A 26,906-nucleotide genomic window follows, 5' to 3' on the forward strand; every position below is an offset into this window, starting at 1 on the left:
GAGCAGACACCGCCGTCTAGGAGCACTCATGACACTCGCCCCCGAACATTCGACCGCGGAATCAGGCTTCGACGACCTGATTTCCCGGCCGTTCGAGTCGCAATTGCGTGAGTTCGACTACGAGGTCACCCATGTGGACGGCAAGCTCCCGGAGGGTCTGACCGGAACCCTGTTCCGGATCGGACCAGGGAAGTTCGAGGTCGGCACAACGGTATTGCGGACGATGTTCGACACCGACGGCATGGTCTCCCGTTTCGTCCTCGACGGTTCCTCGGTGCGCTTCACCAACCGGTATGTACGCACCGCGCAGTTTCGCGACGGACTGCAGAACGCACCGATGCGACGACGCGGCATCACCACCAACGTGCCCGGGAAGCTCTTCGCCAATCTGAGGCCACCCGCCAACACCGCCAACACGAACATCGTGCCCCTCGCCGGAGAAATGCTGGCCCTGTGGGAGGGCGGTCCACCGCATCGCCTCGACCCGGACACCCTGGAAACACTGGGCACTCACGATTTTGACGGCAGATTGGGCTACGTCGGCGCCTTCTCCGCCCACCCGAAATGGGACCCGGTCACCGGCGAGATGTTCAACTTCGGCGTGGACGTGTTTCCCACCCCGCGTCTGCGCTGCTATCGCGTGGGCACCGATGGGAAACTTTCCCAGATCAATTCGGTGACGTTGTGGGACATGGGCTGGAATCACGACTTCGCGCTGACCGAGAAGTACCTGGTCTTCGTCCTGGACCCGATCCGGCCCAACATCGGACAGCTTCTGCGCGGCAAGCGATTCGACGAAAGCCTCGAGTACCAGCTCACCAACGGGAGCACCAAGTTCATCCTGGTACCCCGCGATGGCTCCAAACCCCTGGTATTCGAACATGACCCGCAGCTGCACATCCACGTCACCAACGCGTTCCAGGACGGGCCCGATGCGGTGGTGGAGTTCGTGCGGTACGAGAGTCTGAATTTCCTGCGGCGGTCGCTGACGGCCGCATTGAAACCCGCGCCCCACTCAAACCCTCACCATCACCTGGTGATCAGGCAGTGGCCCGACAGTCACCTGGTGCGTTTCCGCATCTCACCGGCAGGCAGGATCACCGAAGAAGTGGTCTCGCAATCAGCGAAGATCGAATTCCCGCAATATGATTGGCGACAGTCCACCCGCAATCACCAGATCACTTACTGCGCTGGAACGTTGGCACACGACGGCCACTACAACGGCATCTTCAAGTTCGATCACCGCGCCGGCGCCATGACGCATTGCGGCTTCGGAACGGCATCGGTATGCGAGCCCATCTTCGTGCCGCGCGACAAGGGCACCGCACAAGATGACGGCTGGCTGCTGGCCGTCAATCACGACCTGGTCGAAAACCGTTCACAACTGGTCATACTGGATGCCCGGGACCTCGAGAGAGGCCCGCTGGCGGTAGCCCATCTGACCCATCATCTGCCGATCGGCTTCCACGGGACCTTCACTCGGCGGGTCGCGGACCCGTCTGCGCCACTACCTCATCCGGCCCTGTTGCCTTAGGCCTTGGACGGCCACCAACTGAGCTTGCCGAAGGCCTGCGCCAGCGTCGGCACCATCAGGGTCCTGACGACGAAGGTGTCCAACAGGATGCCCACGCCGATGATGAATCCCATCTGCACCATCTGATTGACCGACCCGACCATCATGCCCAACAGGCTGGCGGCGAACACCAGCCCCGCCGAGGTGATCACCGACCCGGTCTGCCGCACGGTCCGGATGATGCCCACTCTCATGTTGCGGGCGCTCTCCTCGCGCAGGCGAGAGATGAATAGCATGTTGTAGTCGGCCCCGACCGCCACGATGAGTACGAAGGTCATCGCCGGAACCGCCCAATCCAGTTGTTGGCCAAGAAGTACCTGGAATACCAACACGCCGATGCCCAGTGAGGCGATATAGGTCAGGAGCACGGTGCCCAGTAGGTACAGCGGCGCCACCACGGCCCGCAGCAGCAGGCACATCACCAGGAAGATGATGAGCAACGTGACGACGATGATCTCCCGCAGATCGCTGTCATAGGCCTTCTTCAGGTCCGCGTTGATGGCAGGAAACCCACCCACCGACACCTTGGCACCGGCCAGCGCGGTGTTGGGTGTGGCCTCGTTGCCGACGCGCTCCATATCGCGGCTCAGCTGCATCGCTTCTGGCCCATAGGGGTTGAGCGGTGATTGGACGAGGTACATGGCGGTATGCCCACCGTCCTGCAGGAATGCCGAACTCAGCTCCTTGAACCCCGGATTCTGCAACATCGCCTCCGGCACGGAAAAGCCTGATGCCGCAGCTGAATTGGAGTCCCTCCCGATGGCCTGCAGGGTCACGGCGGCCTCACCCATCGACCGTACGGTGTCTTCGAGCTGGGTGTTCAGGTCCCGGATGCGCACGCCCATCGTCTTGACGGAGTTCATGTCCATGCCCAGACCCTGCAGCTGCTGGAAGTATCCGGATATGCGCTCGAACTTGCGTTCCATCTCGGGCAACTTCGCCAATAGTCCGCGAATCTGCTTGAACTGACTGTTCATATCGCCGAGCAGCTGGGTGATCGTCTTGCCCCCGGTGACCGCACGGACCGATTCACGCAGACTTTCCACCGAGGAAAGCGGCCCGGTGTCGCGCAGCGTGACCAGCTGATCGCGTAGCTTCACACAATCAGGTTGTACCGGGCAGAAGGGGGATTCGGCCAGCGTCTGGGTCAGCGATGCCCCGGCGTCGAGCGCGGTGAAGGTGGCCTCCACCGAGGGACCCATCTTGGCCAACTGATCCACCATGCCTGCCACCGTGCCCATCTGCGATATCAGCGACTGATACCGATCAAGCTGTCCTTCAAGCTCTTTGGCCATCGACAACATCTGCGGCATCATCTGCTGCATCCGGACCAGGTCTCCGTCGCCCAGTTCGTTGGTCATGGCCGACATGACGTCGGCGAGCTTGGACATCCGCTCCAACTGCGGCCGCAGGTCCGCATTGACCTGACCGCTCGTCTTGTCGATCTGGGTTCCCATATACCCGATCTGCCACGCCAAGGTGGCCTGGGTGAGCTTGTTCCCGTCGGGTCGGGTGATGCCCACGACCTTCCCGACTCCCTTGAGCTGGGAGATACGTTCGGCCATCTGGTCCAGATCGGCCAGCGCACGCGGATTGCGCAGATCGGAAGAGGCCTGGACCAAAAGATATTGGGGCATTATCGAATTGGCGGGGAAATGCGCGTTGAGCGTGCGCATGCCCTGATTCGACTGGGCCGATTCCGGTAGCACCTTCGACATGTCGAAACTCGGTCTCATGAACGGCACGAAGGACGCGGCCGCCAACAGGATGACGGTCGCCACCCCGAAAAAGGGCCAGGGGTGCCGCACGATGTTCACACCCATGCGGTGCCAGTACACGTCGGCCCGATCAGATCCGGGCAGTCCCAATCCCCGCTTGGCGGCCAGACTCAGGGTCGCCGGCAGCATCGTGGTGACCACGAAGAACGCGACGATGACACCCATGGACACCGCAGGACCTGCCGCCGCGAGAAACGCTAGCTTGGCGGTCAACTGCGCGATGTTCGCGATCGCCACTGTGGCTGCCGTCGCCAGGATGACGCGGGTCATCGAGCCGCAGGCATGCGCCAGGGCATCAGACGGCGCCTCCCCCGCGCGTACCCGTTCGTGGTACCGGCTGACCAGGAAAACCGTGTAGTTGACGCTGGCCCCCATCAGCACGGCCATCATCAGTCCGGCGGATACCGAGGACACCGGAACCAGCCCGCGCTCGGCGAGCCCGGCGATGACCCCGCGGGCGATGAGCAGACTCACTCCCATCACCAGCAGGGGCAGCATCGCGGTGAACCACGACCGGAACACCAACAACAGAATCAGGCCGATGACCACCACGGTCACCGCACCGATCTTGGGAAGGTCGCCCAGGGCGGCGTTGCCCATATCGGTCACGGTCCCGGCCGCACCGGTGATGTTCGCCGTGGTGGCCGAGCCGGCGAAGGTCTGTTTCACCAAATCGTCGACCGAGCGATATGCCCGCTGCGCCAACGGGGTACCGAGATCTCCGGCCAGCCCCGCCATCGCGTACCAGGTGGTGCCGTCCTCGCTGAGGACCTGTTTGCGCGCCACCGGATTGTTGCGCATCCTCGGATCGCCCAGCTGGTCCTGGACGAAGGTGACGTACTCCTTGTTCGCCCCCAGCCGTTGGATCAGCGCGGAATACCGGGCCTGTGCATCGGCGTCAAACCCCTTGTCACTGTGCATCACGATGATGACGGCATTGTCGATTCCGGGACGGCCGAAGGCCTTTCCCATCTCCTTCATCGACGCGAGCGCCGGACTCACCTCGCCCGTCGGCAGCGGACTGACCGAGTGCTCGTTGGCCACCCTCTCCAACTGGGGCCAGGCCGTGTTGACCAGAACCCCGACCGCCAGCCAGGCCAATATCACCAGCTTCGCGTGCTTGGCCACAAACCGCCCCGCCCGTTCGAAGGCCGGACTGTATTGGTGCGACATCGTCAGCTCCTTAGATCAACGGCGGGAAAGTGACACTCGGCATGGACGGCATGCCGGCCATCGACATGACCGTGTACCGCAGCGTGAACGTGCCGCCCAGGTCGTCGCCGACCACCAGCACGGTGTACTTGCTGTTGAGGTACGCGTCCTGCCCCATCACGGTTTGATGCTCGAATCCGGCGTCGGTGAGCAGCTTGCCCGCGGCGGCTACCGCCGAAGCGTCGACGCCGCCAACGGCCAAGATCCGGGAATCGCCTTCGGCGTCTTGGCGATATGTGCCCTTGACGACGGGAATGTCGCGGGGAAAGTCCGTGGGCAGCGTGCTGGCGCCGGGCGGTGGGGGCGGTAGCGGGGTGATGGGCGGATATGTGGTGCGCTCCACCGCGCCACCTACGAAATCCGACATCGAGCACGCCGCCAGGGCCTGCGACATCACCACGGCGGCAAACACCAGTACCGCGAAATGAACGCTTCGTTGCGTCATGACGGGATACTACAAAGGAAGTTAACGCAGTGCTAGCCCCTGCTAACTAAAGCTAGCCCCGAATTAGCTCAGCGCCCGCTCCAGGTCCGCGATGAGGTCGTCGGTGGACTCCAGTCCGACCGACAAACGCACCACGCCGTCCGACAGCCCGATCGCGGCCCGGCCCTCAGGCCCCATGGCACGGTGGGTCGTTGTGGCGGGATGGGTGATGAGCGACTTGGAATCGCCCAGGTTGTTCGAGATGTCGATGAGCGAGGTCCCGTCGAGCACCTCGAAGGCGCGCTGCTTGCCCGCATCGCCGTCGGCGTCGAGCTCGAAGGTCACCACGGTGCCACCGCCGCGCATCTGCCGCTTGGCCAATTCGTACTGCGGATGCGTCTGCAGGAACGGATAGCGCACCCAGCGCACCGCGGGATGCTGTTCCAGGAACTGCGCAATCTTGAAGGCCGATTCATTGGCATGCCGAACCCGGAGATCCAGGGTCTCAAGGCCTTTCACCAATGTCCAGGCGTTGAACGGGCTCAGCGCGGGTCCGGTGTGCCGCATCAGCGTCTTGACGGGGCCCTCGATGTATTCGGCCTCGCCCAGAATCGCGCCGCCGAGCACCCGCCCTTGGCCGTCGATGTGCTTGGTGCCGGAGTAGACCACCACGTCGGCACCTAGCGGGATGCCTTGCTGTAGCAGTGGCGTGGCAAAGACGTTGTCCAGCACCACCTTTGCACCCGCGGCATGCGCCAGCTTGCACACAGCCTCGATGTCGACAAGCGATTGCATTGGGTTGGAAGGAGTTTCGAAGAATACCGCCTGCGTGGGAACCGAAAGCGCCTCCTCCCACTGGGAGAGGTCCTCGCCGTCCACGAACACGGTCTCGACGCCCCAACGGGGCAGGATCTCGTTACACACCACGAAACAGGAACCGAAAAGACTGCGTGCGGCCACGAGCCGGTTGCCGGCGCCCAAGAGCGCACCCAACGCGGTGAAGACGGCCGACATGCCCGTTGCCGTCGCAAACGCGGCCTCGGCCCCCTCGATCAGTCGCAACCGTTCCTCGAACATGGAAATCGTCGGGTTGCCGTAGCGCGAGTACACATACCGGTCGACCTCTCCGGTGAAGGCCCGCTCGGCAGCCGCCGCGCTTTCGTACACATACCCCGAGGTCAGGTACATCGCCTCGGCGGTTTCCTCGAACTCGGAGCGCAGCAGCCCGCCGCGCACGCCGATGGTCGCCTGGCTCACGCCGTCGGGCAGTGCCTTGGCTATCCGCACCGATGAGCCGCCTGGGCGAAGAGAATCTGACACAGCGGGAATGTCCTTCTGGTCTTTCGTCATGACTGCCGCCAGGGCAGGCCGATGGCGCGCCAGCCGACGCCGCCGCGGTGCCCGTTCTCGTCGAGATTGCCCTCGAACCCGTCAAGCACGTTGTAGGACGGGGCGATTCCTGCCTCGGTGGCCAGCTCCGCCGAGCCGATCGACCGGTTTCCGGACCGGCACAGGAACACCACCGGCCGATCACCGGGGGTCACGCCCGCGGCCTCGAGCTCGGCGAGAAACTCGCTATTGCGTTCGCCGTTGGACCGCACCCACTCGACGTACACGACGTCGCGACCGAGCTCGGTGAGATCGGGAACACCGACCCACTTCCACTCCGCCGACGTGCGCACATCGACCAGCACGGCGTCCGGGTTGTCCTTCAGCAGCGCCCACGCCGCCTCGGGGGTGATATCTCCTGCGTAGCCCACGAAGAGCCAGTCTATTGGTACTGCGAGCAGACCCTCCACGAGCCGTCTTCCTTGACGAAGGAGACGTTCGCGGTGAGCTTGTTGTCCTCTGATTTCATGTAGTGATAGGTCACCGCAGCGGTCGCGGTGTCGCCACTGATCTTGACGTCCTTGACGTCGTCGACGTAGCGATTCCCGTGCGATGTCTCGGATTTGTCCTGAGCGGCAATCACATTGCGCTCCGGTGCGACGATGGCGCGGCAACTGTAGGCCACGTAGTCGGCATACGCGCGTCGCTGCAGCGCGTCGTTCTGCGCGACGACGGCCTTGCCGACTCGTCCCTCTTCGGTGAGGCCGTCACCCGACCGGAAGATCGCCGACACCGCGATACCGATCACCACGATTCCAAAGATCACCGCTCCGGCGATGAACGGGCCGATGCTCCCGCGATCTTCGGAATCTGCCTGGTCCTCGGGCGTCACCGCAGGTGCCTGGCGACCTGCTGTGCCCGACTCAACGCCAGTGCGGTGTTGGGGGCCGTCGCCAGTGCCACCGCGACGCGGCGACGGCGATGGGATTCCGCGTTCCCGAACACCCGCAGATCACTCTCCGGTATCTGCAACGCCTCATCGAGTTGGCGGGGCGACGGACCGGGCCCGTCGCCGTAGACCACCTCGGCGGCGGCCGGCGACACCAAAATGGTGTCGATCGGCGCTCCCAGCACCGCGCGCGCGTGCATGTCGTACTCCGACAGTCGCTGCGAGCGCACGGTCACCAGCCCCGAGTCGTACGGCCGCGCGCTCACATCGCAGAAGTACACCTCGTCGCCGCGGACAAATAGCTCGACACCGTAAACACCGTGCCCGCCAAGGGCATTGACCGCACGAGCGGCGATCGAGCGGGCCAGCTCCAGAGCCGCCTGGCTCAGCGGCTGCGGCTGCCACATCTGCATCGCGTCGGTGCCGCTCTGCCGATGTGCGATGGGCTCGCAGAAGTACAGCCGGGTGGCGCCGCCCACACCGGCCGTGCGCACCGTGAGCAGCGTGATCTCGTAGTCGATCTCCACCACGGTCTCCACCAGCACCCGCTGGTTGCCGCCGATGTTCGCGGCGATGGCCTGCTCCCATGCCGGTTCGGCATCGCCGTCACGCAACACCACCGACTGCCCTTGGCCGTATGCCGCCGACACCGGGCGCACCACCGCCGGGAAGCCCGACGTTTCGAGCACCTTGTGCAGCTCGTCGACCGAGTCGGCGAACCAGTACGCGGGCGTGGGCAGGCCAAGCTCCTCGGCGGCCATCCGCCGCATCCCCTCGCGATCACCGGCCAGCCGGACAGCCTTGGCGGTCGGGATCACCTGGGCGATCTTGCCGTCGGCCAGCTTGTCCAGCGCCTCCCCCGACGCCGTCTCCACCAGCGGCACCACGAATCGGGGCCGTTCCTTCTCGACGAGCTCGAACAGATGCTCCGACTCACCGATCGGCGCCAGCACGGAACGGTCCGCCACGCCGTGGGCGGGCCCGCTGCTTGCGCTGTCCACCACGAGGACCTCGGCGCCCAGACGTTGGAAGGAGATGGCCAGTTCCTTGGCCAGCTCGCCCGAACCGAGCAGCATCACGGTGGTGCGGTTGGCGGCGGACTCCGGCTGATCGACGGGTGCCGCCACGGAAGTGGCCGCCGGGGCGTCCGCTGCCGTGTCCTCGGTGCCGTCCCGGGTCGGAGCCTCGTCTGCGGGTGCCTTCGCCTCGGGTTTCACGGTCTTGACGGCCTTGCCGACCTTCGCGCCGTTGGTGGCGCGCACGGCGTCTTCGGTCACCGGTGCCGCCGCTGCGGGCGCGGGCCTCACGGTGTCGGTTGACCCCGTCATCCCTTGCTCGCTGGGGGGCGAACCCTCCTGCGTCACCACGATGCCCCTCACGCCTTCCGGTCGATCTGTCGCCCTATTGGACCGTGCCTAGCGTGCCAGATTGCCACACATCCTCAACCGAGAGTGCTGTGGACGTAGCACCAGCGCCAGCTCTCGCCCGGCTCGTGAGAACGCATCACCGGGTGTCCGGTGGCGTGGAAATGCGCGGTGGCGTGCTGGTGGGGGCTGGAATCGCAACAGCTGACCCGGCCGCATTCCAGGCACATCCGCAGATGTGCCCACACCTGCTCGCCCAGCGCCGCGCAGTCCTCGCACTGACCGGGGGTGCGGGGTTGTGGGTCGTGCCCGGTGGCGGCCGCCAGCTCCGGACAGGGATCCGGTCCCGGTGTCGACGCGGGCGCGGGCGATCCACGCCGAAACAGCCGCTTCATCTCTGCCCTCTCAACGTGCCCACTTAGGCGCCGGAACCGCTCTCCGCACAGAATACGAAGGTGAACGTTTCCCTGCTGGCGGTACTCACGGTTGCCCTGGTTCTGGCCGCGATTTCTCGGCGATTCGGGCTTCCCACGCCGTTGGTGCTGGTCGTGGCCGGTCTGGCGGCCACCGCCATCCCTGGCTTGCCGTCCATCGAAATGGATCCGGACCTCGTGTTGTTCGTGATCCTGCCGCCGCTGCTCTACACGACGGCGCTGGAGAGCTCGTACGTCAATCTGCGCAAGAACATCAGGGCAGTCGGCAGCCTGGCCGTGCTGCTTCCCCTGGTCACCACCGTCGCGGTGGGCTTCGTGGCGTTCTACGCCGTCCCCGAACTGCCGTTGGCCGGCGCGATGGTGCTCGGTGCCATCGTGGCCCCGCCCGACGCGGTATCGGCCACCGCCATCGGCCGTCGCCTGGGTCTGCCGCGCAACATCATGACGCTGCTGGGCGGTGAGAGTCTGCTCAACGACGCCACCGCGCTCACCGCCTATCGGGTCGCGATCGCCGCGGCGATCGGGCTCGGTGCCACCGTGGCCGACGGGTTCAAGATCTTCGCGCTCGCGGCCATCGGCGGGGTATTCGTCGGATTCGTCATCGGCAAATTGGTCAACGTCATCCGGTGCAAGCTGGACGATCCGCTCTCCGAGAGTGCGATCGGCCTGGTGGTGCCCTTCTTCGCCTACCTGCTCGCCGAGGAGGTGCACGGCTCCGGTGTGATCGCCGTGGTGGTCGCGGGGCTCATGCTCGGTCACCGCTCGGTGCGGGCCGGATACGCCACCCGACTGCAGGACGACGCGGTGTGGAAGGCCGTGCAACTGCTGCTGGAATCCTTTGCGTTCCTGCTCATCGGATTGCAGCTGCCCAAGGTCATCGAGGGGCTGCGAGGCCTGTCCTTCAACACCATCCTGCTCTCCTCGATTGCGGTGCTGACCACGGTGATAGCGGTGCGCATCGTGTTCGTATTCGCGTTCGCCTACATGCGCCCACCCGGCCAACGACCTTCGGCCCGAGGGGTTTTCGTGGTGGCATGGGCCGGGATGCGTGGCGTGGTGTCACTGGCGATGGCCTTCGCGGTGCCGCTGACCACCATTACCGGCGAGCCACTGCCCGGGCATCCGCACATCGTGTTCCTCACCTTTGTGGTCGTGGTGGGAACCCTTCTCCTGCATGGACTTACGCTGCCGTGGGTAATCAGGGTGCTCGGCGTGCAGAGCGACGACGAGCGCAAGGACGCACTCGCCGAGGCCGCCGCTCAGGACAAGGCCGCCCGCGCGGCCGCCGACCGTCTCGAGGAACTGCTCGACGACAACGACGGCATCGAGGACACCAACGTACGCAGCCGGGCCGCAGAGATATTGCGGCACTGGAACACCCGGCGTCGCAACGCGGCATGGGAGCGTCTCGGGCGCAGCGACGAGGACGCCGGCGAGAGTCCGATGGCCGCCTTCCGGAACCTGCGTCTGGAGATGCTCGAGACGGAGCGGGAGGTGTTCATCGCCGAACGCGATGCGGGCAATATCGACGACGAGGTGCTGCGCACCGTCTTACGCGGCCTCGACCTCGAAGAGGCCACCATGAACCAGGCCGACCGCTAGCGGGCTAGGGCTGACCGGGCAGCAGCTGCACCATCAGCCCGTTGGCATCGGCCAGCACGGTGCCGTGCGCGTCGTACAGTTCGGCCGAGACGAAGGCCTTGCGGCGGTCCACCTCGTCGATGCGGCTGCTGGCCGTCAAGGGCACCCCCACCGGCACCACCTCGCGGTAGTTGACGTGCAGGAAGGCGGTGCGGCTGATCGTGCGACCCGCCATGATCACCGTCATCCCGAAGAGATGGTCGAACAACAGCGGCAGAATGCCGCCGTGCACGGCACCGTTGCCCCCCAGGTAGAACCGTGGGAAGTCGCCGTGCGCCTCGATACCGTCCGGGCCGGCCTTGTCGATGAACCACGGCGGCAGCAGCAGATGCCCGTTGGCGGGCTCGTCGGCCACCCGGTTGGCGGGACCGACCCCCTCGGGTGACTCGTACGGGTCCATCAGCTCGACGAGCTTCTCGGTGAGGTCGGCCGCCTCATCCCAGCGCGGGTCCTCCATATCGGCCGACACCGCGAGGTCCTGCAACCGCCGCATGGCGGTCAGGAAGCGCCCGAACCCCGGGCCTACCGAGGACGGCGAGTACTGCGGGAACCCGCCACTGTGCTCGCCTTCGATCTCACGGATCGCCCGATTCATCTCTTCGTGGAGCGCGGCGAGCCTGTCCCCGTCAGCAGTCATGACCCCGAGAGTATGTCCCGCCGCACAATCGTCTGATCGCGGCCCGGCCCGACACCGATGCACGACATCGGTGCACCCGCCAGCTCCTCCAGCCTCAGCACGTAATCCTGCGCCTTGGCGGGTAGTTCGGCGAATTCCCGGGCACCCGAGATGTCCTCCCACCAGCCCGGAAGCTCCTCGTAAACCGGTGTGGCGCGGTAGATCTCGCTTTGGGTCATCGGCATCTCGTTGGTGCGCTTGCCGTCCACCTCGTAGCCGACGCAGATCGGTACCGTCTGCAGGCTGGACAGCACGTCCAGTTTTGTCAGGAAGTAGTCGGTGATGCCGTTGACCCGCGTGGCGTACCGGGCGATGACGGCGTCGAACCAGCCGCAACGCCGGGCGCGGCCGGTGGTCACGCCCACCTCGCCGCCCGTCTTGGCCAGGTAGGCGCCGTGCTCGTCGAACAGCTCGGTGGGGAACGGACCCGAGCCCACGCGGGTGGTGTACGCCTTGAGGATCCCGAGCACGGTGGTGATCCGGGTGGGCCCGATACCGGATCCCACCGACGCACCGCCCGCAGTCGGGTTCGAGGACGTCACAAAGGGATACGTACCGTGATCGACGTCGAGCAGCGTGCCCTGCGATCCCTCCAGCAGCACCGTCTCACCGCGCTCCAGCGCCTGGTTGAGCTGCAGACGGGCATCGGCGATGCGGTGCTTGAATCCTTCAGCCTGCTCCAGCACCCCGTCGACCACCTGATCCGGGTCCAGGGCCTTGCGGTTGTAGATCTTGACCAGTACCTGGTTCTTGAATTCCAGTGCGGCATGGACCTTCTGGCGCAGAGACTCCTCGTCGAGGACATCGGCGACCCGGATTCCGATACGCGCCACCTTGTCCTGGTAGCAGGGACCGATACCGCGGCCGGTGGTGCCAATCTTCTTGGACCCCAGGTACCTTTCGGTCACCTTGTCGATCGCGACGTGGTACGGCATCAACAGATGCGCATCCGCGGACAGGATGAGACCCGAGGTGTCGATCCCCCGCTCCTCCAGGCCCGCGAGCTCGGTCAGCAGCACGCCGGGGTCGACCACGACACCGTTGCCGATGACGTTCGTCACCCCCGGGGTGAGGATGCCCGACGGGATGAGATGCAGGGCGAAATTCTCCCCGTTGGGCAACACGACTGTGTGTCCGGCGTTGTTACCGCCTTGGTAGCGGACTACCCATTGAACCGAGCCACCGAGCAGGTCGGTCGCCTTGCCTTTCCCCTCGTCGCCCCATTGAGCGCCGATCAGGACTATTGCCGGCATGTGCGTTCTCTGCGCTTCCCTGTTGGCAGCCCCCACCGCGGGCCATCGCGGCGCAGCGCTGCGCGTGCAAAATGTTGTTCAGCCGGTGAGCCACTGTATCGCAGGCCACACGCTTTGTGCGCATTCAGACAGCTGAAGGAGGTCCTTGGTGAGTACCCCGGGTGTCGCCGAGAAGGCATCGGCACGGGTTTTGCTGTTCGGTGCGCGCCGGCTGCCCCGCGTTTTGCGGGATCTCCCGGTGGAACGGGTGGAGGAATCCGATGCGGTGCGCGCGCTTGTCGGCGCGCTCCCGGACGGTGCCACCCGGCTGGTCGTGGTCGGCTCCGATGCAGACCTGGCACAGGTGCTCACCTACCTGATGCGTGCCGAAAGGCTGGACGTGGAGCTGGGTTTCGTGCCGGATCGGCGTTCGCATGTGCGGCGGATCTATCGGATCGGCTTCGGCGCGGCACGCCGGGCACGCGAGGGACACGCGGACCGGGTGCCGCTCATCCGCGACGACACCGGGACGGCCCTGGCCGGCCGCGCCTCGTGGCAGAGCGGCGACGGCAACGGGGTGACCGGCGAGGCGACCGTGGATGACACCCTGCTTTTCGACGGTGCCGCACTGGTCGACGTCGAGCCCACCGAGTCCGTGCCGGGCCTGCGCGCGTCCGTACGAAGCCGCATCCGTCTCCTTCCCCGCCGCTGGGCGACCGGGCGGGCCGCACAGTTGGGCACCGAGGGTGCCGTCGTCGTCCGTGACGGCGTCGCGGGCCCTCGCCCGGTCACCCGCTCCACGTTCTATCGGCACCAACAGGGCTGGTTGCTTGTCCGGTAGCTTTTGGCCGTGAACGTCAAGCAGTCGGTACGCCCCAGCCCCGTCTTTCTGGCGCTGGTCGCGCTCACCATCGCCGGGGCGGTGCTGGCATGGCTGGGCGGCAACTCCACCGAGCCGTTGGCACGCGGCGGGGTGTTCGTCTTCGTGTTCACCGGGTGGGTGGTCTCGCTGTGCCTGCACGAGTTCGGGCATGCCTACACCGCGTGGCGTTTCGGTGACACCCGGGCGCGGGGGTATCTGACGTTGAACCCGCTGCAGTACACCGATCCGGTGCTGTCCATCGTGCTGCCGCTGGTGTTCATCGCGCTCGGCGGCATCGGACTCCCGGGCGGGGCCGTGTACGTCCACACCGCCGGCATGAGCAACCGGCAGCGGACCATGGTGAGTCTGGCCGGACCGAGCGCGAATGCAGCGCTGGCCGTGTTAATTCTCGGGACGACAGCACTTTTCGCCGATCGCGACCACATCGTCTTCTGGGCGGCCATGGCCTACCTCGGATTTCTCCAGGTGACGGCGGTGGTGCTCAACCTGCTACCGGTGCCGGGCCTGGACGGCTACGGCGCGCTCGAACCGCACCTGAGCCCCAACACGCAGCGCACACTCGGCAACGCCAAGACGTTCGGGTTCCTCATCTTGTTCCTGCTGCTGATGTCGCCGCCGATCAACAGGGCGTTCTTCGGCGCCGTGTACTGGGTCGTCGCGTCGTTCGGCGTCGACCCCGGGCTCGCCCAGATCGGTGGCTGGCTGTTCCGCTTCTGGAGCAAGCTGCTCTAGCCGGGGCTACCAGTTGGCGTGTTCTTCGCAGTGCTCTTGCGCCTCAGGCGGTTCCACCTGAATGGTGGCGTGCGACAGGCCACGGTCAGCGAGCACGGAGCGTGCCGCCGCCAGCACCAGCGCGGCGTCGGCGGTGCTGGTCAGGTGTGCGGTGGCCATGTCCTTGCCCGGCACCAGGGTCCACACGTGCAGATCGTGCACGCTGCTCACACCGTCCACCGCCAGCAGTGCGGAACGCAGCTCCTCGACGTCGATGTGCTTGGGCGAGGTCTCGGTCAGGATGCGCAGCGCGGCCCGCGCCAGCGAGAACGCCCGCGGCAATATCCACAGCGAAATAAGAACGCCGACAACGATATCGGCGTACTTCCAGCCGGTGGTGAGAGTGATGATCGCCGCCACCAGCACGCCGACGCTACCGACCGCGTCGGCCAGCACCTCCATGTATGCGCCGCGGACCGCGAGACTGCCCTCGGCATGCGAACGCAGCAACCAGATCACCACCACGTTGGCGGCCAGCCCGGCCAACGCGACGATCATCATCGGCATCCCCGGAACCTCCGGGGGTGCGCCACCGGTCAGGCGTTCCACCGCCTCGTACATCACGAAGGCGGAGATGCCGGTGAGTAGCGCCGCGTTGACGATCGCGGTGAGCACCTCGGCACGGTGCCAGCCGTAGGTCCTTGCCGCCGAGGTACTTCCGCGACGAGCCAGCAGGATGGCGCTGAGCCCCATGATGAGTCCGACGAGATCGGTGAGCATGTGACCGGCGTCGGCCAACAGGGCCAGCGAATTGATCAGCAGCGCGACGACGAGTTCGAGGACGAAGAACGAGCCGACGATGCCCAGGGAGACGCACATGCGTCCCACCCGCACGTCGGCCGGATTGGCCGCGGCGGCCCCATGCCCGTGATCGTGTCCGACTCCCACTGCGACTCCTCTCGACCCCTCGAACTTATATGCAAAAGTTCGCATAGGGCAATGAGTCCTCCCTGCGCCCTCACCGCGCCGACACGCCGTGCCGCGGCGGGTTCGTGTCGCTTATCCCCGCCACGAGACGGCGTGTCGACGGGAGTGGGTTACAGACCCAACGCGGGACGGGCGGCCGGATCGCAGTCGTCGAGCAGATCGCAGCACCGCGCGAATTCGTGATCCTCACCGATCAGCTTGGCGGCACGGGCCAGGGCGGCCACCGCACGCAGGAAGCCGCGATTGGGCTCGTGCGAGTACGGCACCGGACCAAAGCCCTTCCACCCGTTTCGTCGCAACTGGTCCAGGCCACGGTGATACCCCGTGCGCGCGAAGGCGTACGCGGTGACGATGCTGGCCGTGCGGTTGTCGGACCCGTCGTCATCCAGCGCATTCTCGGCGAGTTCGGCCCAGGCGATCGACGCGGCGGGATACGCCGCCGCCACCGCGGCCGGATCCTGACCGTTGAGCAGGGCCGATTCGGCGTCGTCATCTCCGGGCAGCAGCACCGGCTCGGGACCCAGCAGATCATGCGTTGGACTCATAGCAGCCATTCTGACGCCAACCGTCCCCGGTGATCGCGATAGGGTGGGCGCGGTCGATCGCGCCTGCGCGAAAGAGCGCTAAGCACGGATAAGGAACGAAACGCATGGCGAACCCCACCGGTGGAAATTCCGAGGCCAAGCCCGACCCACAGGGCGAAGAGCCCGTGGACTCCGCCGAGCAGCCGGAAGGCGCCGCGAACACCCCGGAGATCTCCGACGCCGAGGACAACACAGACACCGGTCCGGTTCCGCCGCTCGACGACGCTCAGACCGTCGTGATGGCGCCGGCCAAGCCCGACGTTCCGCGCTACACGGCTCCCGGATTCGACGCCAACAAGACCGAGATGATCGTGCCCGTCGGCGACGATCCGAAAACCGAGTTCATCCAGCCGCTGGCGACCAAGGCGCGCCCCAAGGCGGCAACCCCCGAGACCATCGCTCCGCGCAAGGAAGAGAAGCGGAGCTGGGGCTGGGTAATCGCACTGGCCCTCGTCGTCGCCGCGCTGGCTGCGGTCATCGTCCTGGCCGCAGTCATCATCTCTCGCACCAGCGCACCGAAGGCATCCCAAGAAGAGTTGGTGCGCACCAGCATTCAGAACTACGACAACGCCATCCAGACCGGCAACCTGGCCGCCCTACGCACGATCACCTGCGGCGAGACCCGCGACGGCTACGTGCGCTACCCCGACGCCGAATGGTCCCAGACGTATCAGAAGGTGGCCGCCGCCAAGCAGTACCCGGTGGTCGCCAGCATCGACGAGGTCGTCGTCAACGGCGAGCATGCCGAGGCCAACGTCACCTCCTTCATGGCGTTCGCGCCGCAGACCCGGTCATCGCGAAGCTTCGATCTGCAGCTGCGCGACAACCAGTGGAAGATCTGCCAGTCCGACTAGCTGCCGGAGCTCGACGAGGAACCGCCGCCCGACGACGAGCTGGAACCACCGGACGACGAACCACCGGACGAGGTGCCCGACGACTTCGAGCTCTGCGAGCTGCTGGACGAGCCGCCACCGGTCTGACCTGCGCTGCCGGGCGTGCCCTGCGTTCCACCGCGCCCACCGGGGCCCCCTGCACCCGCACCGCGTGAACCCTTGACCGACGACGAGTTGCCACCATTGCCGCCATTGCCGCCCCGATGGATCGGGCCGCCAGTGCCACCGGCGCCACCGGCTCCGCCCTTGCTGTCGCCGTCGGTGGCCTGGGAGTGACCACCACGGCCGCCAGCGCCGCCATTGCCGAGGCCCTTGGAGTCTCCGCCGGTACCGCCCTTGCCGCCGGTGTTGGTCTTGCCGGTGTCCCCGTTTCCGCTGGCGTCACCGCCCGCACCACCGCCGCCGCCGTTCCCGACCGTGCCCGACGTGCCGCCCTTGCCGCCGTTTCCACCCGTGGCGGGTCCCGTCTTCACGAGTCCGTTTGTGGTCTCGGCCTTGCCTCCGGCGCCGCCGCTGCCACCATTGCCGACGACGGCATGCGAATCGGCGCCGTTACCACCGGTGCCTCCGGTCGCGGTGCCTCCCAAGCTGGACGAGGCGCCGCCCGCGCCACCAGAACCGCCGTCACCGGCCAAGCCGCCCGAGGCACCGCCGGTGCCTCCGGTGCCACCCTTGGTTTCTCCGTAGGTCGTCTTGGCCTCGCCACCGGCGCCGCCCGCACCACCGGTTCCGGCCACCAGACCACCGCTACCACCGGTTCCGCCGTTGCCACCGGTGCCCGGTTCGGCCGTCCGGGTGTCGAACGAGTTGGAGGTGCCTCCCTGGCCACCGGCACCGCCGTTGCCGAGCATGCCGGCACTGCCGCCGTCACCACCGGCTCCACCAGTCGAGGTACCGGTGAAGAAATTGCTGCCCTCTCCGCCCTTACCGCCGGCACCACCGTCTCCAGCCAGCGCGCCACCCTTGCCACCATTACCGCCCGCACCACCGACGCCGGTCTTGCCGTCCGCGGTCGCCGAGGCGTCGCCGCCCTTACCGCCGGCACCGCCGTTGCCGAACAATCCGGCGTTACCGCCGTCTCCACCCTTCTGACCGGGCAGACCGTCACCACCGGCACCGCCGTTGCCGAACAGCAGGCCGGCATTGCCGCCCTTCTGACCGGGTAACCCCTTGCCGCCGTTACCGATCAGGAAGCCGCCGTCCTGGCCGAGACCGCCATCGCCGATGATCAGTCCGCCAGGACCGAACAACGGCCGCTGGGTGTAGACACCGGCGGCGTTGGGTGAGCCGTCGCCGATGATCAACCCGCCCGGACCGAACAGCGGGCGTCCACCGAAGAGGTTCCAGGCCGATCCGCCGTTTCCGACGTTGGTGGATCCGCACTTGCCCGCCATCCCTGAAACGCACTCGGCATAGGCGCGTTCGGCGATCGCCTTCTCCTCGGCCGACTTCGCCGATGCCAACCGGTCGCGCGCGGCGGCAGCCGCATAGTCCGCGGCGGCCTTGTCGGCTGCGGCCTTGGCCGCTGCGTAACCGTCCGCCTTCTGTTGAGCCGCCGCCAGCTCGTCGGCTGCCTTCTGCGCATCTGTCCGGGCGGCGGCCGCTTGATCGGCGGCGGCCTTGGCTGCGGCTTCCGCTGCTATCCGGTCACTGGCGGCCGTCTGTGCGGCGGCCGTGGCCTGGGCGGCCAACGCCTCGGCGGCCTGGGCCGCCCGCTCAGCCTCATCGGCCTGCTCGGCGGCGATCCGGGCGGCGTTCTGCGCCTCGGTCACCTCGGGCGCCGGAGCCCCCGCACTGATCGCGGTATCCAGCGCTGTCTGCGCTACGGCGGCCTGGCTCGCGGTTTGAACGGCCTTCGCACGGGCGGCAGACGCATCGGAGACCGCTGCGCTCGCTGTGGTACCCGCGCTCTCGGCGACACCTGTCTTGTCCGCGACCGCACGTTCGGCGGATGACTGCTGGGTATCCCGGACCTGCGCCAGCTGGGCGGCTGCACCAACTCGAATCTCATTGGATTGGACGCTCTGATCCGCCTGCGCCTTTGGATCGGTCTGAGCCGCCGCGGCGGCGTCGGCGAAGATCGGAAGGCAGTCGGCGGCAATGACATTGAGACGTTGCTTGGCTTCCTCGGCGGACTTGTCCATGGCGGCGCGGTCGGCTGCCGCCTTCTCGGCCGCCAGCTTCTGGAACGCCGCCTGCCCCTCGGCGGCTTGGACGGCCGCCGCGCTGGAGGCGCTTGCCGCCTCGATTTGTGCGGCGGCGGCACGATCCTCGGCGGCCTTCGCGGAGTCGGCAGCGGCCGCCTGAGTCGCGGCGTCCTTGTCCTTCAGCGCCTGCTCAGCGGCCGCTCGGTCACGGTCGGCGGCGGCCTGAGCCTCGGCGAACACCTTGGCAGCGTTGGCAGCACGTTCGGCAGACGCGGCAGCGGCCGCGGCGGATCGGAGTGCGTCTGCCGCGGCCGCGTCGACGGCGGCCTTGTCGACTCCTGCCTGAGCTGCCGCGTCGATGACGGCCTGCTGATCGCCGAGCGCCTGCTCTGCCGCCGCCTGCGCAGCGGCCGCGGCATCGGTCGCCGTCTTCACGGCGTCCGCGGTTTGAGCGGCCGTGGCCGTCGCCGCGTCCTTGGCGGCCTGAGCATCCTGGGCCGCCTTCGCCGCATCGGCCAGCGCCTTGTCGGCCGCGGCCTTGGCCGCCTGCGCGTCGGCGGCAGCCTTGGCATCTTGAGCCGCCTTGTCGCCGGCGGCAGTAGCCGTATCCACAGCGGTCTTCGCCGCCGCAGCGGCATCGGCCAAAGCCTTGTCGGCCGCGGCCTTCGCAGCCGCCGCGGCGTCTGCCGAGGTGGCTGCGTCGGAAAGCCTTTGGTCCGCAGTATCTTTGGCCGCGGCAGCATCCTTGGCCGCCTTGTCGGCATCCGCCAGCGCACCGTCGGTGACTGCCTTGGCCGCTGCGGCCGCATCTGCTGCGGCCTTGGCATCGGCAACGGCCTGGTCGGCGGCGTCCTTGATACCGGCAGCGTCCGTCGCGGCCTTGGCTGCGTCAGCCGCCTTTTGATCCGCGGCGGTCTTGGCCGCAGCGGCATCCGAGGCCGCCTGATTCGCATTCGCGGACGCCTGATTGGCCGCATCAGCGATGGCGAGGGCATCCTTGGCCGCTTGATCGGCTTCGGCCAGCGCTTGGTCCGCGGCTGTCTTCGCGGCCTGAGCGTCGGAAGCAGCCTTCGCGGCCGCAGCCGCCTGCGCGGCCGCGGCGTCTGAGGCCGAAACCGCCCCGGCAACGGCACTATCCGCGGCAGCCAATGACTGGTCCGCCGTGACCTTCGTCGCAGCAGCGGCGTCGGAAGCAGCCTTGGCCTCGGCGGCCTTCTGGTCCGCAGCAGCCTTGGCCGCCAACGCATCCGAGGCGTTCTTTGCCGCATCGGCGGCCAACTGATCGGCCGTCTCCTTGGCAGATGTCGCATCAACAGCGGCCTGGATGGCCAGTGCTGCCTTATCGGCGGCGTCCTTGGCCGCGGTGTCGGCGTCGGTCGCGCCCTTGTTCGCCTCCGTCAGTGCCTGATCCGCACTGGCCTTCACCGCCGCGGCGGCATCCACCGCGGTCTGCGCAGCAGTCGCATTCTGATCCGCGACGGCCTTGGCCGCCACCGCATCCGACGCAGCTTTGCCCGCATCCACCAGCGTCTTGTCGGCGGCAGCCTTGGCCACCCCTGCCGCGTCATCGGCAGCCTGTGCGGCTGCGGACTTATCGGCGGCATCGGTTGCCGCAGCGGCGGCGTCCGATGCGGCCTTCGACGTATCGGCGAATACCTTGTCGGCAGCCACCTTGGCCGCAGCGGCGGCGTCGGCGGCGCTACCCGCCTCGGCGGCCTTCTGATCCGCGACGTTCTTGGCGTCACCGGCAGCTGCGGCGGCCCTATCCGCATCCGTCAACGCCGCGTCGGCAGCGGACTTCACCGCGGCAGCGGCGTCGGCGGCCGTCTTGGCGGCGGTCGCCTTGTCCGCGGCGTCGTTGGCGCTCGTCGTCGCGTCCGCGGCCGTCTTACCCGCGTCCGAGAATGCCTGGTCCGCAGCGGACTTGACCGCAGCCGCCGCGTCATCGGCAGCCTGTGCCGCCGCGGACTTGTCGGCGGCCTCCCTCGCGGCGTTGACGGCATCCACCGCAGCCTTGTCGGCATCCGTCAACGCCGTATCCGCGGCGGCCTTTGCCGCTGCTGCCGCATCAGAGGCCGTCTTGGCGTCGGCCGCCTTCTGATCGGCAATCGCCTTGGCCGCAGCAGCATCCGACGCAGCCCTATCCGCATCCGCCAGCACCTGATCGGCAGCAGCCTTGTCGGTAATGGCCGCATCGGCAGCAGCCCTGGCGTCGGCCGCCTTCTGATCGGCAATCGCCTTGGCCGCAGCAGCATCGGCCGCAGCCCTATCCGCGTCTGCCAACGCAAGGTCCGCGCTGGCCTTGACCGCAGCCGCCGCGTCGGCGGCCACCTTCGCCGCAGCAGCACTATCGGCCGTGCCCGCGGCAACAGCAGCCGCGTCGCCGGCTGCCTTGTTCGCATCCGTCAACGCCTTGTCCGCAGCCAGCTTGGCCGCCGCCGCATCAGCGGCGGCACTGCCCGCAGCGGTAGCCGCCTGGTCCGCGGCAGTCCTCACATCTGCAGCGTCCGCGGCCGCCTTGTTGGCATCCGTGAGCGCCTTGTCCGCGCTGGCCTTCACCGCCGCAGCGGCATCCACCGCCGTCGCCGCAGCAGTCGCATTCTGGTCCGCGACCGTCTTGGCCGCAGCCGCATCACCAGCCGCCTTGTTCGCATCAGCCAACGCGGCATCCGTGCTCGCCTTCACCGCCGCAGCGGCATCCACCGCCGTCGCCGCAGCAGTCGCATTCTGATCCGCGACCGTCTTGGCCGCAGCCGCATCACCAGCCGCCTTGTTCGCATCAGCCAACGCGGCATCCGAAGCAGCCTTGGCAGCGTCTTTGGCCGTCTTGTCCGCGTCGGCCGCCGTCTTGGCAGCGGTGGCGTCGGTCAGCGCGGAAGCCGCGGCGGCCGCCTTGGTCTGGGCGTCTCCCAGAGCCGCATCCGCCGCCGATTTAGCGGTGGCAGCGGCTTCCGCGACAGCCTTCGCGTCGGCAGCGTTCTGAGCGGCGGTTGTGGCAGCGCCCGCCGCCGCCGTCGCCGCAGCCGCCGCATTGGCCGACGCCTGGTCGGCAGCGGCCTTGGCTGCGTCCGCGTTGGTGACGGCAGTTGCCGCGTCCGCGGCGGCCTGATCCGCGACCGTCTTGGCCGCAGCCGCATCGCTGGCCGCCTTGTTCGCGTCGGCCAATGCCTTATCGGTATTGACCTTCACCGCCGCGGCCGCATCAGCAGCCGTCCGCGCCGCCGCCGCATTCTGATCCGCAGCCGTCTTCGCCACCGCCGCATCCGAAGCAGCCTGCGTCGCGGTTGCCAATGCGCTGTCCGCGTTGACCTTCACCGCCGCGGCCGCATCAGCAGTCGTCCGCGCCGCCGCCGCATTCTGATCGGCAGCCGTCTTCGCTACCGCCGCATCCGTAGCGGCCTGCGTCGCGGCCGCCAGGGCCTGATCCGTCACCGTCTTGGCTGCCGTAGCGTCCGTGACGGCCTGCTGCGCATCGACAACCCGCTGATCGGCGAGGGCCTTGGCCGCGGCAGCATCGCTGGCGGCCTTGTTCGCATCGGCCAACGCCTTGTCGGCATTGACCTTCACCGCCGCCGCCGCATCAGCAGCGGTCTGCGCCGCCGCCGCATTCTGATCCGCCAAGGTCTTGGCCGCTGCCGCAGCCGCAGCGGCGTTCGTGGCGTCGGTCAATGCCTGATCCGCCACCGCCTTGGCCGCGGTGGTGGTGGCCACGGCCTGCTGCGCGTTGCTGACCTGCTGCGCGGCGGCCGTGACGTTGTTGTTCGCGGTAGTCGCATTGGTCTGTGCCGCATCACGTGCCGCGATAGCCGCCGGTTCCTGGCTGATGGCCGTCGCAGCGGTCGCATCGGCGGCCGTCTTGGCGGCGGCGGCGTTGTCGGCGGCCGTCTTCGCGACAGCCTCGTCTGCCTGCGCCTGAGTAAGGGTGGCATTGGCTTGAGTCAGTCGCTGCTGGGCACTAGCAAGAAGAGTGCCCAGCGAGGCCAGGTTCGCGGCAATGCCGATCAGGTTGGTCGTGTAGTACGTGACGTCTGCCTGCGCCTGGTCGCGCTGCTGCTGCGCCGTGACCGTGGCGGCGTGCGCCTGCTGGTAAGCGGTTTGTGTGCGCTGGGCTTCGGCGGCCGCGGCGGCCGCGTCATCTTTGGCCTTCTGAATGGCATCGACGACCTTCTGTGCATCGCTCAGTGTCTTGTCTGCAGTGACCTTCGCGGCATCCGCGTTCTGCTTGGCGGTGTTGGCGGCGGTGAGCGCGGCCTGTGCATTCGCCAATGCCTGATTGCTCGCCGCAGCATTGGACTGCGCACCGGCAAGCGCGGTATCGGCAGCGGTCTTGGCCGCCGCCGCATTCGCCGCAGCCTGATCAGCAGCCGTCTTGGCCGCATCCTTAGCAGCCTTATCCGCATTGGCCGCATCCGAAGCCGACTTCGCTTGTGCTGCTGCTTGATCGGCTGCGGTCTTGGCAGCGTCTTTGGCCGTCTTGTCGGCATCGGCGGCTGTCTTGGCGGCCTGCGCATCGGCCAGCGCTTGATTGCTCGCCGCAGCATTGGACTGCGCACCGGCAAGCGCGGTATCGGCAGCGGTCTTGGCCGCCGCCGCATTCGCCGCAGCCTGATCAGCGGCCGCCTTGGCCGCATCCTTAGCAGCCTTATCCGCATTCGCCGCATCCGAAACCGACTTCGCCTGCGCAGCAGCCTGATCAGCAGCAGCCTTCACCGCCAACGCATCCGCAGCAGCCGCATCAGCAGCCACCTTCGCCGCATCCTTAGCAGCCTTATCCGCATTCGCCGCATCCGAAACCGACTTCGCCTGCGCAGCAGCCTGATCAGCAGCAGCCTTCACCGCCAACGCATCCGCAGCAGCCGCATCAGCAGCCACCTTCGCCGCATCCTTAGCAGCCTTATCCGCATTCGCCGCATCCGAAACCGACTTCGCCTGCGCAGCAGCCTGATCAGCAGCAGCCTTCACCGCCAACGCATCCGCAGCAGCCTGGGCTGCCTCGGCGCCCTTCTGGTCCGCGATGGTCTTGGCCGCGGCCGCATCTGAAGCCGCGGTGCCGGCATTGGCGAGCACACCGTCGGCGGCCGACTTGGCGGCGGCGGCCTCACTGGCGGCCGTGCCCGCATCTACGGCCCGTTGGCCCGCCAGGGTCGCGGCATCCGCAGCCGCTCTTGCTGCCGTGTCCGCTTGTGCTGCTGCTTGATCGGCTGCGGTCTTGGCAGCGTCTTTGGCCGTCTTGTCGGCATCGGCGGCTGTCTTGGCGGCCTGCGCATCGGCCAGCGCTTGATTGCTCGCCGCAGCATTGGACTGCGCACCGGCAAGCGCGGTATCGGCAGCGGTCTTGGCCGCCGCCGCATTCGCCGCAGCCTGATCAGCGGCCGCCTTGGCCGCATCCTTAGCAGCCTTATCCGCATTCGCCGCATCCGAAACCGACTTCGCCTGCGCAGCAGCCTGATCAGCAGCAGCCTTCACCGCCAACGCATCCGCAGCAGCCGCATCAGCAGCCACCTTCGCCGCATCCTTAGCAGCCTTATCCGCATTCGCCGCATCCGAAACCGACTTCGCCTGCGCAGCAGCCTGATCAGCAGCAGCCTTCACCGCCAACGCATCCGCAGCAGCCGCATCAGCAGCCACCTTCGCCGCATCCTTAGCAGCCTTATCCGCATTCGCCGCATCCGAAACCGACTTCGCCTGCGCAGCAGCCTGATCAGCAGCAGCCTTCACCGCCAACGCATCCGCAGCAGCCGCATCAGCAGCCACCTTCGCCGCGGTGGCGGCCGACAGCGCGCTACTGCTGGCGGCGGCCTTGGTTTGCGCATCCGTCAAAGCGGCGTCGGCGGTGGCCTTGGCGGCATCCTTGGCCGCCTTATCGGCATTGGCGGCATCCAACGCAGCCTTGGCATCCTGATACGCCTTGTCCCCCACCGCAGCATGACTCTGCGCATCGGCAAAAGCCTGCTCGGCAGCCGTCTTGGCCGCCGCAGCATCGGCGGCAGCCCGGGCCGCATCAGCAGCACGCTGCGCCGCAGCATCCTTAGCCGCAGCAGCATCCTGGGCAGCCCGCGACGCATCCGCCAACGCCGCATCCGCGGCCGTCTTCGCAGCATCCTTGGTCGCCTTATCGGCATCCGCAGCGGCCTGGGCGGCGTCCTTGGCCGCCTTCTCGGCGGCGGCCGCATCCGCGGCCGACTTCGCCTGCGTGGCCACCTGGTCGGCCGTCGTCTTTGCTGCCAACGCATCTGCTGCTGCACTGTCGGCAGCGTCTTTGGACGCCGCCGCGGTTGCCGAAGCTGAGGTAGCGGCCGCCGCCTTGCTCTGGGCGTCCGTCAATGCCGCATCGGCAGCGGTCTTGGCCGCCAACGCATCCGCAGACGCCTTGGTCGCATCAGCAGCACGCTGCGCCGCAGCATCCTTAGCCGCGGCCGCATCCTGGGCAGCCCGCGACGCATCCGCCAACGCCGCATCCGCGGCCGTCTTCGCAGCATCCTTGGCCGCCTTATCCGCATCCGCGGCGCCCTTGGCCGCGGCAGCCTCCGCCAATGCCCTATCGCTTGCGGCAGCCTTGGCTTGTGCGTCTGTCAACGCCGCATCGGCAGCGGTCTTGGCCGCCAACGCATCCGCAGACGCCTTGGTCGCATCAGCAGCACGCTGCGCCGCAGCATCCTTAGCCGCGGCCGCGCCCTGGGCAGCCCGCGACGCATCGGCCAACGCCGCATCGGCGGCGGCTTTTTGTGTCGCGGCATCGGTGGCGGCCTGCTGCGCGGCGGTCGCTTTGGTGGCCGCATCGGTCGCGGCAGCGGCTGCCGCCTGGGCGATCCTGTCGGCCTCGGCACGCGCGGCGTCGGCGGTGGCCTTGGCGGCATCCTTGGCCGCCTTATCGGCATTGGCGGCATCCAACGCAGCCTTGGCATCCTGATACGCCTTGTCCCCCACCGCAGCATGACTCTGCGCATCGGCAAAAGCCTGCTCGGCAGCCGTCTTGGCCGCCGCAGCATCGGCGGCAGCCCGGGCCGCATCAGCAGCACGCTGCGCCGCGGCATCCTTAGCCGCAGCAGCATCCTGGGCGAGCTGGTCCGCATTGGCACGCGCAGTATCGGCAGTGGTCTTGGCCGCCAACGCATCCGCGGCAGTGTTATCGGCCGCGGTCTTGGCGGCGGCCGCGGCCGATAATGCCGAGGCCGCCGCGGTGGCCTTGCTCTGCGCATCGGCCAAGGCAGCATCCGCGGCGGCTCTGGCCGCTTCAGCATTCCGCTGTTGCGCCGTGGCCGCATCGAGAGCTGCCTTGGCGTCCTGATACGCCTTGTCCCCCACCGCAGCATGACTCTGCGCATCGACGAAGGCCTGTTCGGCGGCGGCCTTTGCGGCATCGGCGGCCTGCTGTTGGGCGGCCGCAGCATCGGCGGCGGCCTTGGCGTCCTGGTAGGCCTTTTCATTGGCAGCCGCGGTCGCGGCTGCAACACTCTGATTGGCGGCCGCGGCTTCGAGGGCCGCCTGTGCATCCAATGCCGCCTGTGCCGCACTGTCGGCCTCATGCCGCGCCTGCTCGGCCGCTGCTGCCGCCGCCGCGGCCTCTGCTTGTTTCTCCGCGACTGCCGGATTCGCCGCGGCCTCCGCAGCCGCTTTGTCCGCCTCCGCCTTGCGTAATGCTGCGCGTGCCGCGGCATCGGCGGCGGCCTTGGCCATCAGGTCTGCCACCGCTGCTGCACCGGCGGCGGTGTCCGCATAGCCCTGCGCCTCGGAGGTCGGCGTCGCCACGGGCGTCACAGCGAGCGTCGGCAAGGATCCCGAATACGCCGTCAGGCTGGTGTCACCGCTGTAGAGCAATCGTTGCTTCTCGATGACCGACTTGGAGACCGAACTGCTGCCACCCGCGAGAAGGACTGCCGTCGCAAATACTGCGGTAAGTCTTTGGGATCGCGAAGACCGCATAACTGCCTCACTTGCCTAACCTCCGGTCCACGCCGATGTGGACCGGTAACGGGAGATTAGACGTAGTGACGCAATTATGCGCTGAAAAGCATAAAAGTCGCCTGAGAAAATCTTAAATGCCCATTTGAGAACGTATAAATACTCAATTTAGTGAAAACTAAAGGAG

At 67.3% G+C, this 26,906-nt stretch carries 17 protein-coding genes; 5 read left to right on the forward strand and 12 right to left on the reverse strand.

Going from position 1 to position 26,906, the window contains the following annotated elements:
• Positions 1–28: 28 nt before the first annotated feature.
• Positions 29–1,534, forward strand: a complete 1,506-nt coding sequence (locus MYCSP_RS20150) for a carotenoid oxygenase family protein (protein ID WP_088414901.1) — start codon at positions 29–31, stop codon at positions 1,532–1,534.
• Here the strand turns inward: MYCSP_RS20150 and MYCSP_RS20155 are convergent.
• The 7 genes from MYCSP_RS20155 to MYCSP_RS20185 all read right to left on the reverse strand — a co-directional run bounded on the left by MYCSP_RS20155 (position 1,531) and on the right by MYCSP_RS20185 (position 9,024).
• Positions 1,531–4,524: an MMPL/RND family transporter gene (locus tag MYCSP_RS20155; protein ID WP_162266274.1), complete on the reverse strand. Its 2,994-nt coding sequence runs from the start codon at positions 4,522–4,524 to the stop codon at positions 1,531–1,533. The genes MYCSP_RS20150 and MYCSP_RS20155 overlap by 4 nt on opposite strands.
• 10 nt (positions 4,525–4,534) lie before the next feature.
• Positions 4,535–5,008 (reverse strand): hypothetical protein, encoded by a 474-nt coding sequence (locus MYCSP_RS20160; RefSeq protein WP_070909032.1) that lies wholly within the window; start codon positions 5,006–5,008, stop codon positions 4,535–4,537.
• Positions 5,009–5,071: 63 nt separating this feature from the next.
• Positions 5,072–6,337: an O-succinylhomoserine sulfhydrylase gene (locus MYCSP_RS20165; RefSeq protein ID WP_083018159.1), complete on the reverse strand. Its 1,266-nt coding sequence runs from the start codon at positions 6,335–6,337 to the stop codon at positions 5,072–5,074.
• Entirely contained in the window at positions 6,334–6,747 is a 414-nt protein-coding gene (locus MYCSP_RS20170; protein WP_083018157.1) for a rhodanese-like domain-containing protein, read from the reverse strand. The genes MYCSP_RS20165 and MYCSP_RS20170 overlap by 4 nt, the downstream gene beginning before the upstream one ends.
• Before the next feature lie 11 nt (positions 6,748–6,758).
• Positions 6,759–7,208 (reverse strand): Rv0361 family membrane protein, encoded by a 450-nt coding sequence (locus MYCSP_RS20175; protein ID WP_083018155.1) that lies wholly within the window; start codon positions 7,206–7,208, stop codon positions 6,759–6,761.
• Positions 7,205–8,644: a formate-dependent phosphoribosylglycinamide formyltransferase gene (gene purT, locus MYCSP_RS20180; protein ID WP_088414903.1), complete on the reverse strand. Its 1,440-nt coding sequence runs from the start codon at positions 8,642–8,644 to the stop codon at positions 7,205–7,207. The genes MYCSP_RS20175 and purT overlap by 4 nt, the downstream gene beginning before the upstream one ends.
• A 62-nt stretch (positions 8,645–8,706) precedes the next feature.
• Positions 8,707–9,024 carry a UBP-type zinc finger domain-containing protein gene (locus MYCSP_RS20185; RefSeq protein WP_083018153.1) on the reverse strand — a complete coding sequence of 106 codons (318 nt, stop codon included), beginning with the start codon at positions 9,022–9,024 and terminating at the stop codon, positions 8,707–8,709.
• Between the two features lie 60 nt (positions 9,025–9,084).
• Between MYCSP_RS20185 and MYCSP_RS20190 the strand changes: the two genes are divergently transcribed.
• Entirely contained in the window at positions 9,085–10,665 is a 1,581-nt protein-coding gene (locus MYCSP_RS20190) for a Na+/H+ antiporter (RefSeq protein ID WP_070909026.1), read from the forward strand.
• A gap of 4 nt (positions 10,666–10,669) precedes the next feature.
• On the opposite strand, the gene MYCSP_RS20195 is transcribed toward MYCSP_RS20190, so the two are convergent.
• Together MYCSP_RS20195 and MYCSP_RS20200 are read right to left on the reverse strand one after the other, a co-directional pair.
• Complete coding sequence (locus MYCSP_RS20195) at positions 10,670–11,341, reverse strand: PaaI family thioesterase (RefSeq protein ID WP_162266275.1); 672 nt, start codon at positions 11,339–11,341, stop codon at positions 10,670–10,672.
• Positions 11,338–12,633 (reverse strand): adenylosuccinate synthase, encoded by a 1,296-nt coding sequence (locus MYCSP_RS20200; protein WP_070909024.1) that lies wholly within the window; start codon positions 12,631–12,633, stop codon positions 11,338–11,340. The genes MYCSP_RS20195 and MYCSP_RS20200 overlap by 4 nt, the downstream gene beginning before the upstream one ends.
• Before the next feature lie 148 nt (positions 12,634–12,781).
• On the opposite strand from MYCSP_RS20200, the gene MYCSP_RS20205 reads away from it, so the two are divergent.
• Together MYCSP_RS20205 and MYCSP_RS20210 are read left to right on the forward strand one after the other, a co-directional pair.
• The gene (locus MYCSP_RS20205) at positions 12,782–13,453 is read left to right on the forward strand and encodes a peptidase M50 (protein WP_070909023.1); all 672 of its coding nucleotides are present in this window, start codon (positions 12,782–12,784) and stop codon (positions 13,451–13,453) included.
• 9 nt (positions 13,454–13,462) lie between these two features.
• A complete protein-coding gene (locus MYCSP_RS20210; RefSeq protein WP_070909022.1) occupies positions 13,463–14,227 on the forward strand; it encodes a site-2 protease family protein in 765 nt (254 codons plus the stop codon).
• Between the two features lie 6 nt (positions 14,228–14,233).
• Here the strand turns inward: MYCSP_RS20210 and MYCSP_RS20215 are convergent, their stop codons facing one another.
• Together MYCSP_RS20215 and MYCSP_RS20220 are read right to left on the reverse strand one after the other, a co-directional pair.
• Positions 14,234–15,154, reverse strand: a complete 921-nt coding sequence (locus MYCSP_RS20215) for a cation diffusion facilitator family transporter (RefSeq protein ID WP_407661563.1) — start codon at positions 15,152–15,154, stop codon at positions 14,234–14,236.
• Between the two features lie 149 nt (positions 15,155–15,303).
• Positions 15,304–15,738 (reverse strand): DUF3151 domain-containing protein, encoded by a 435-nt coding sequence (locus MYCSP_RS20220; protein ID WP_083018148.1) that lies wholly within the window; start codon positions 15,736–15,738, stop codon positions 15,304–15,306.
• Between the two features lie 104 nt (positions 15,739–15,842).
• On the opposite strand from MYCSP_RS20220, the gene MYCSP_RS20225 reads away from it, so the two are divergent.
• Complete coding sequence (locus tag MYCSP_RS20225; RefSeq protein WP_088414911.1) at positions 15,843–16,631, forward strand: Rv0361 family membrane protein; 789 nt, start codon at positions 15,843–15,845, stop codon at positions 16,629–16,631.
• On the opposite strand, the gene MYCSP_RS20230 is transcribed toward MYCSP_RS20225, so the two are convergent.
• Positions 16,628–26,740 carry a hypothetical protein gene (locus MYCSP_RS20230; RefSeq protein ID WP_088414913.1) on the reverse strand — a complete coding sequence of 3,371 codons (10,113 nt, stop codon included), beginning with the start codon at positions 26,738–26,740 and terminating at the stop codon, positions 16,628–16,630. The genes MYCSP_RS20225 and MYCSP_RS20230 overlap by 4 nt on opposite strands.
• Positions 26,741–26,906: the final 166 nt, after the last annotated feature.

This window comes from Mycobacteroides saopaulense (assembly GCF_001456355.1).
GTDB lineage: Bacteria > Actinomycetota > Actinomycetes > Mycobacteriales > Mycobacteriaceae > Mycobacterium > Mycobacterium saopaulense.

Bases quoted from the DNA above. Each gene is read 5' to 3' on its own strand.
- MYCSP_RS20220 (WP_083018148.1), bottom strand. From the start codon at position 15,738: ATGAGTCCAACGCATGATCTGCTGGGTCCCGAGCCGGTGCTGCTGCCC.
- MYCSP_RS20230 (WP_088414913.1), bottom strand. From the start codon at position 26,740: ATGCGGTCTTCGCGATCCCAAAGACTTACCGCAGTATTTGCGACGGCA.
- MYCSP_RS20195 (WP_162266275.1), bottom strand. From the start codon at position 11,341: ATGACTGCTGACGGGGACAGGCTCGCCGCGCTCCACGAAGAGATGAAT.
- MYCSP_RS20225 (WP_088414911.1), top strand. From the start codon at position 15,843: ATGGCGAACCCCACCGGTGGAAATTCCGAGGCCAAGCCCGACCCACAG.
- MYCSP_RS20155 (WP_162266274.1), bottom strand. From the start codon at position 4,524: ATGTCGCACCAATACAGTCCGGCCTTCGAACGGGCGGGGCGGTTTGTG.
- MYCSP_RS20150 (WP_088414901.1), top strand. From the start codon at position 29: ATGACACTCGCCCCCGAACATTCGACCGCGGAATCAGGCTTCGACGAC.
- MYCSP_RS20160 (WP_070909032.1), bottom strand. From the start codon at position 5,008: ATGACGCAACGAAGCGTTCATTTCGCGGTACTGGTGTTTGCCGCCGTG.
- MYCSP_RS20185 (WP_083018153.1), bottom strand. From the start codon at position 9,024: ATGAAGCGGCTGTTTCGGCGTGGATCGCCCGCGCCCGCGTCGACACCG.
- MYCSP_RS20200 (WP_070909024.1), bottom strand. From the start codon at position 12,633: ATGCCGGCAATAGTCCTGATCGGCGCTCAATGGGGCGACGAGGGGAAA.
- MYCSP_RS20165 (WP_083018159.1), bottom strand. From the start codon at position 6,337: ATGACGAAAGACCAGAAGGACATTCCCGCTGTGTCAGATTCTCTTCGC.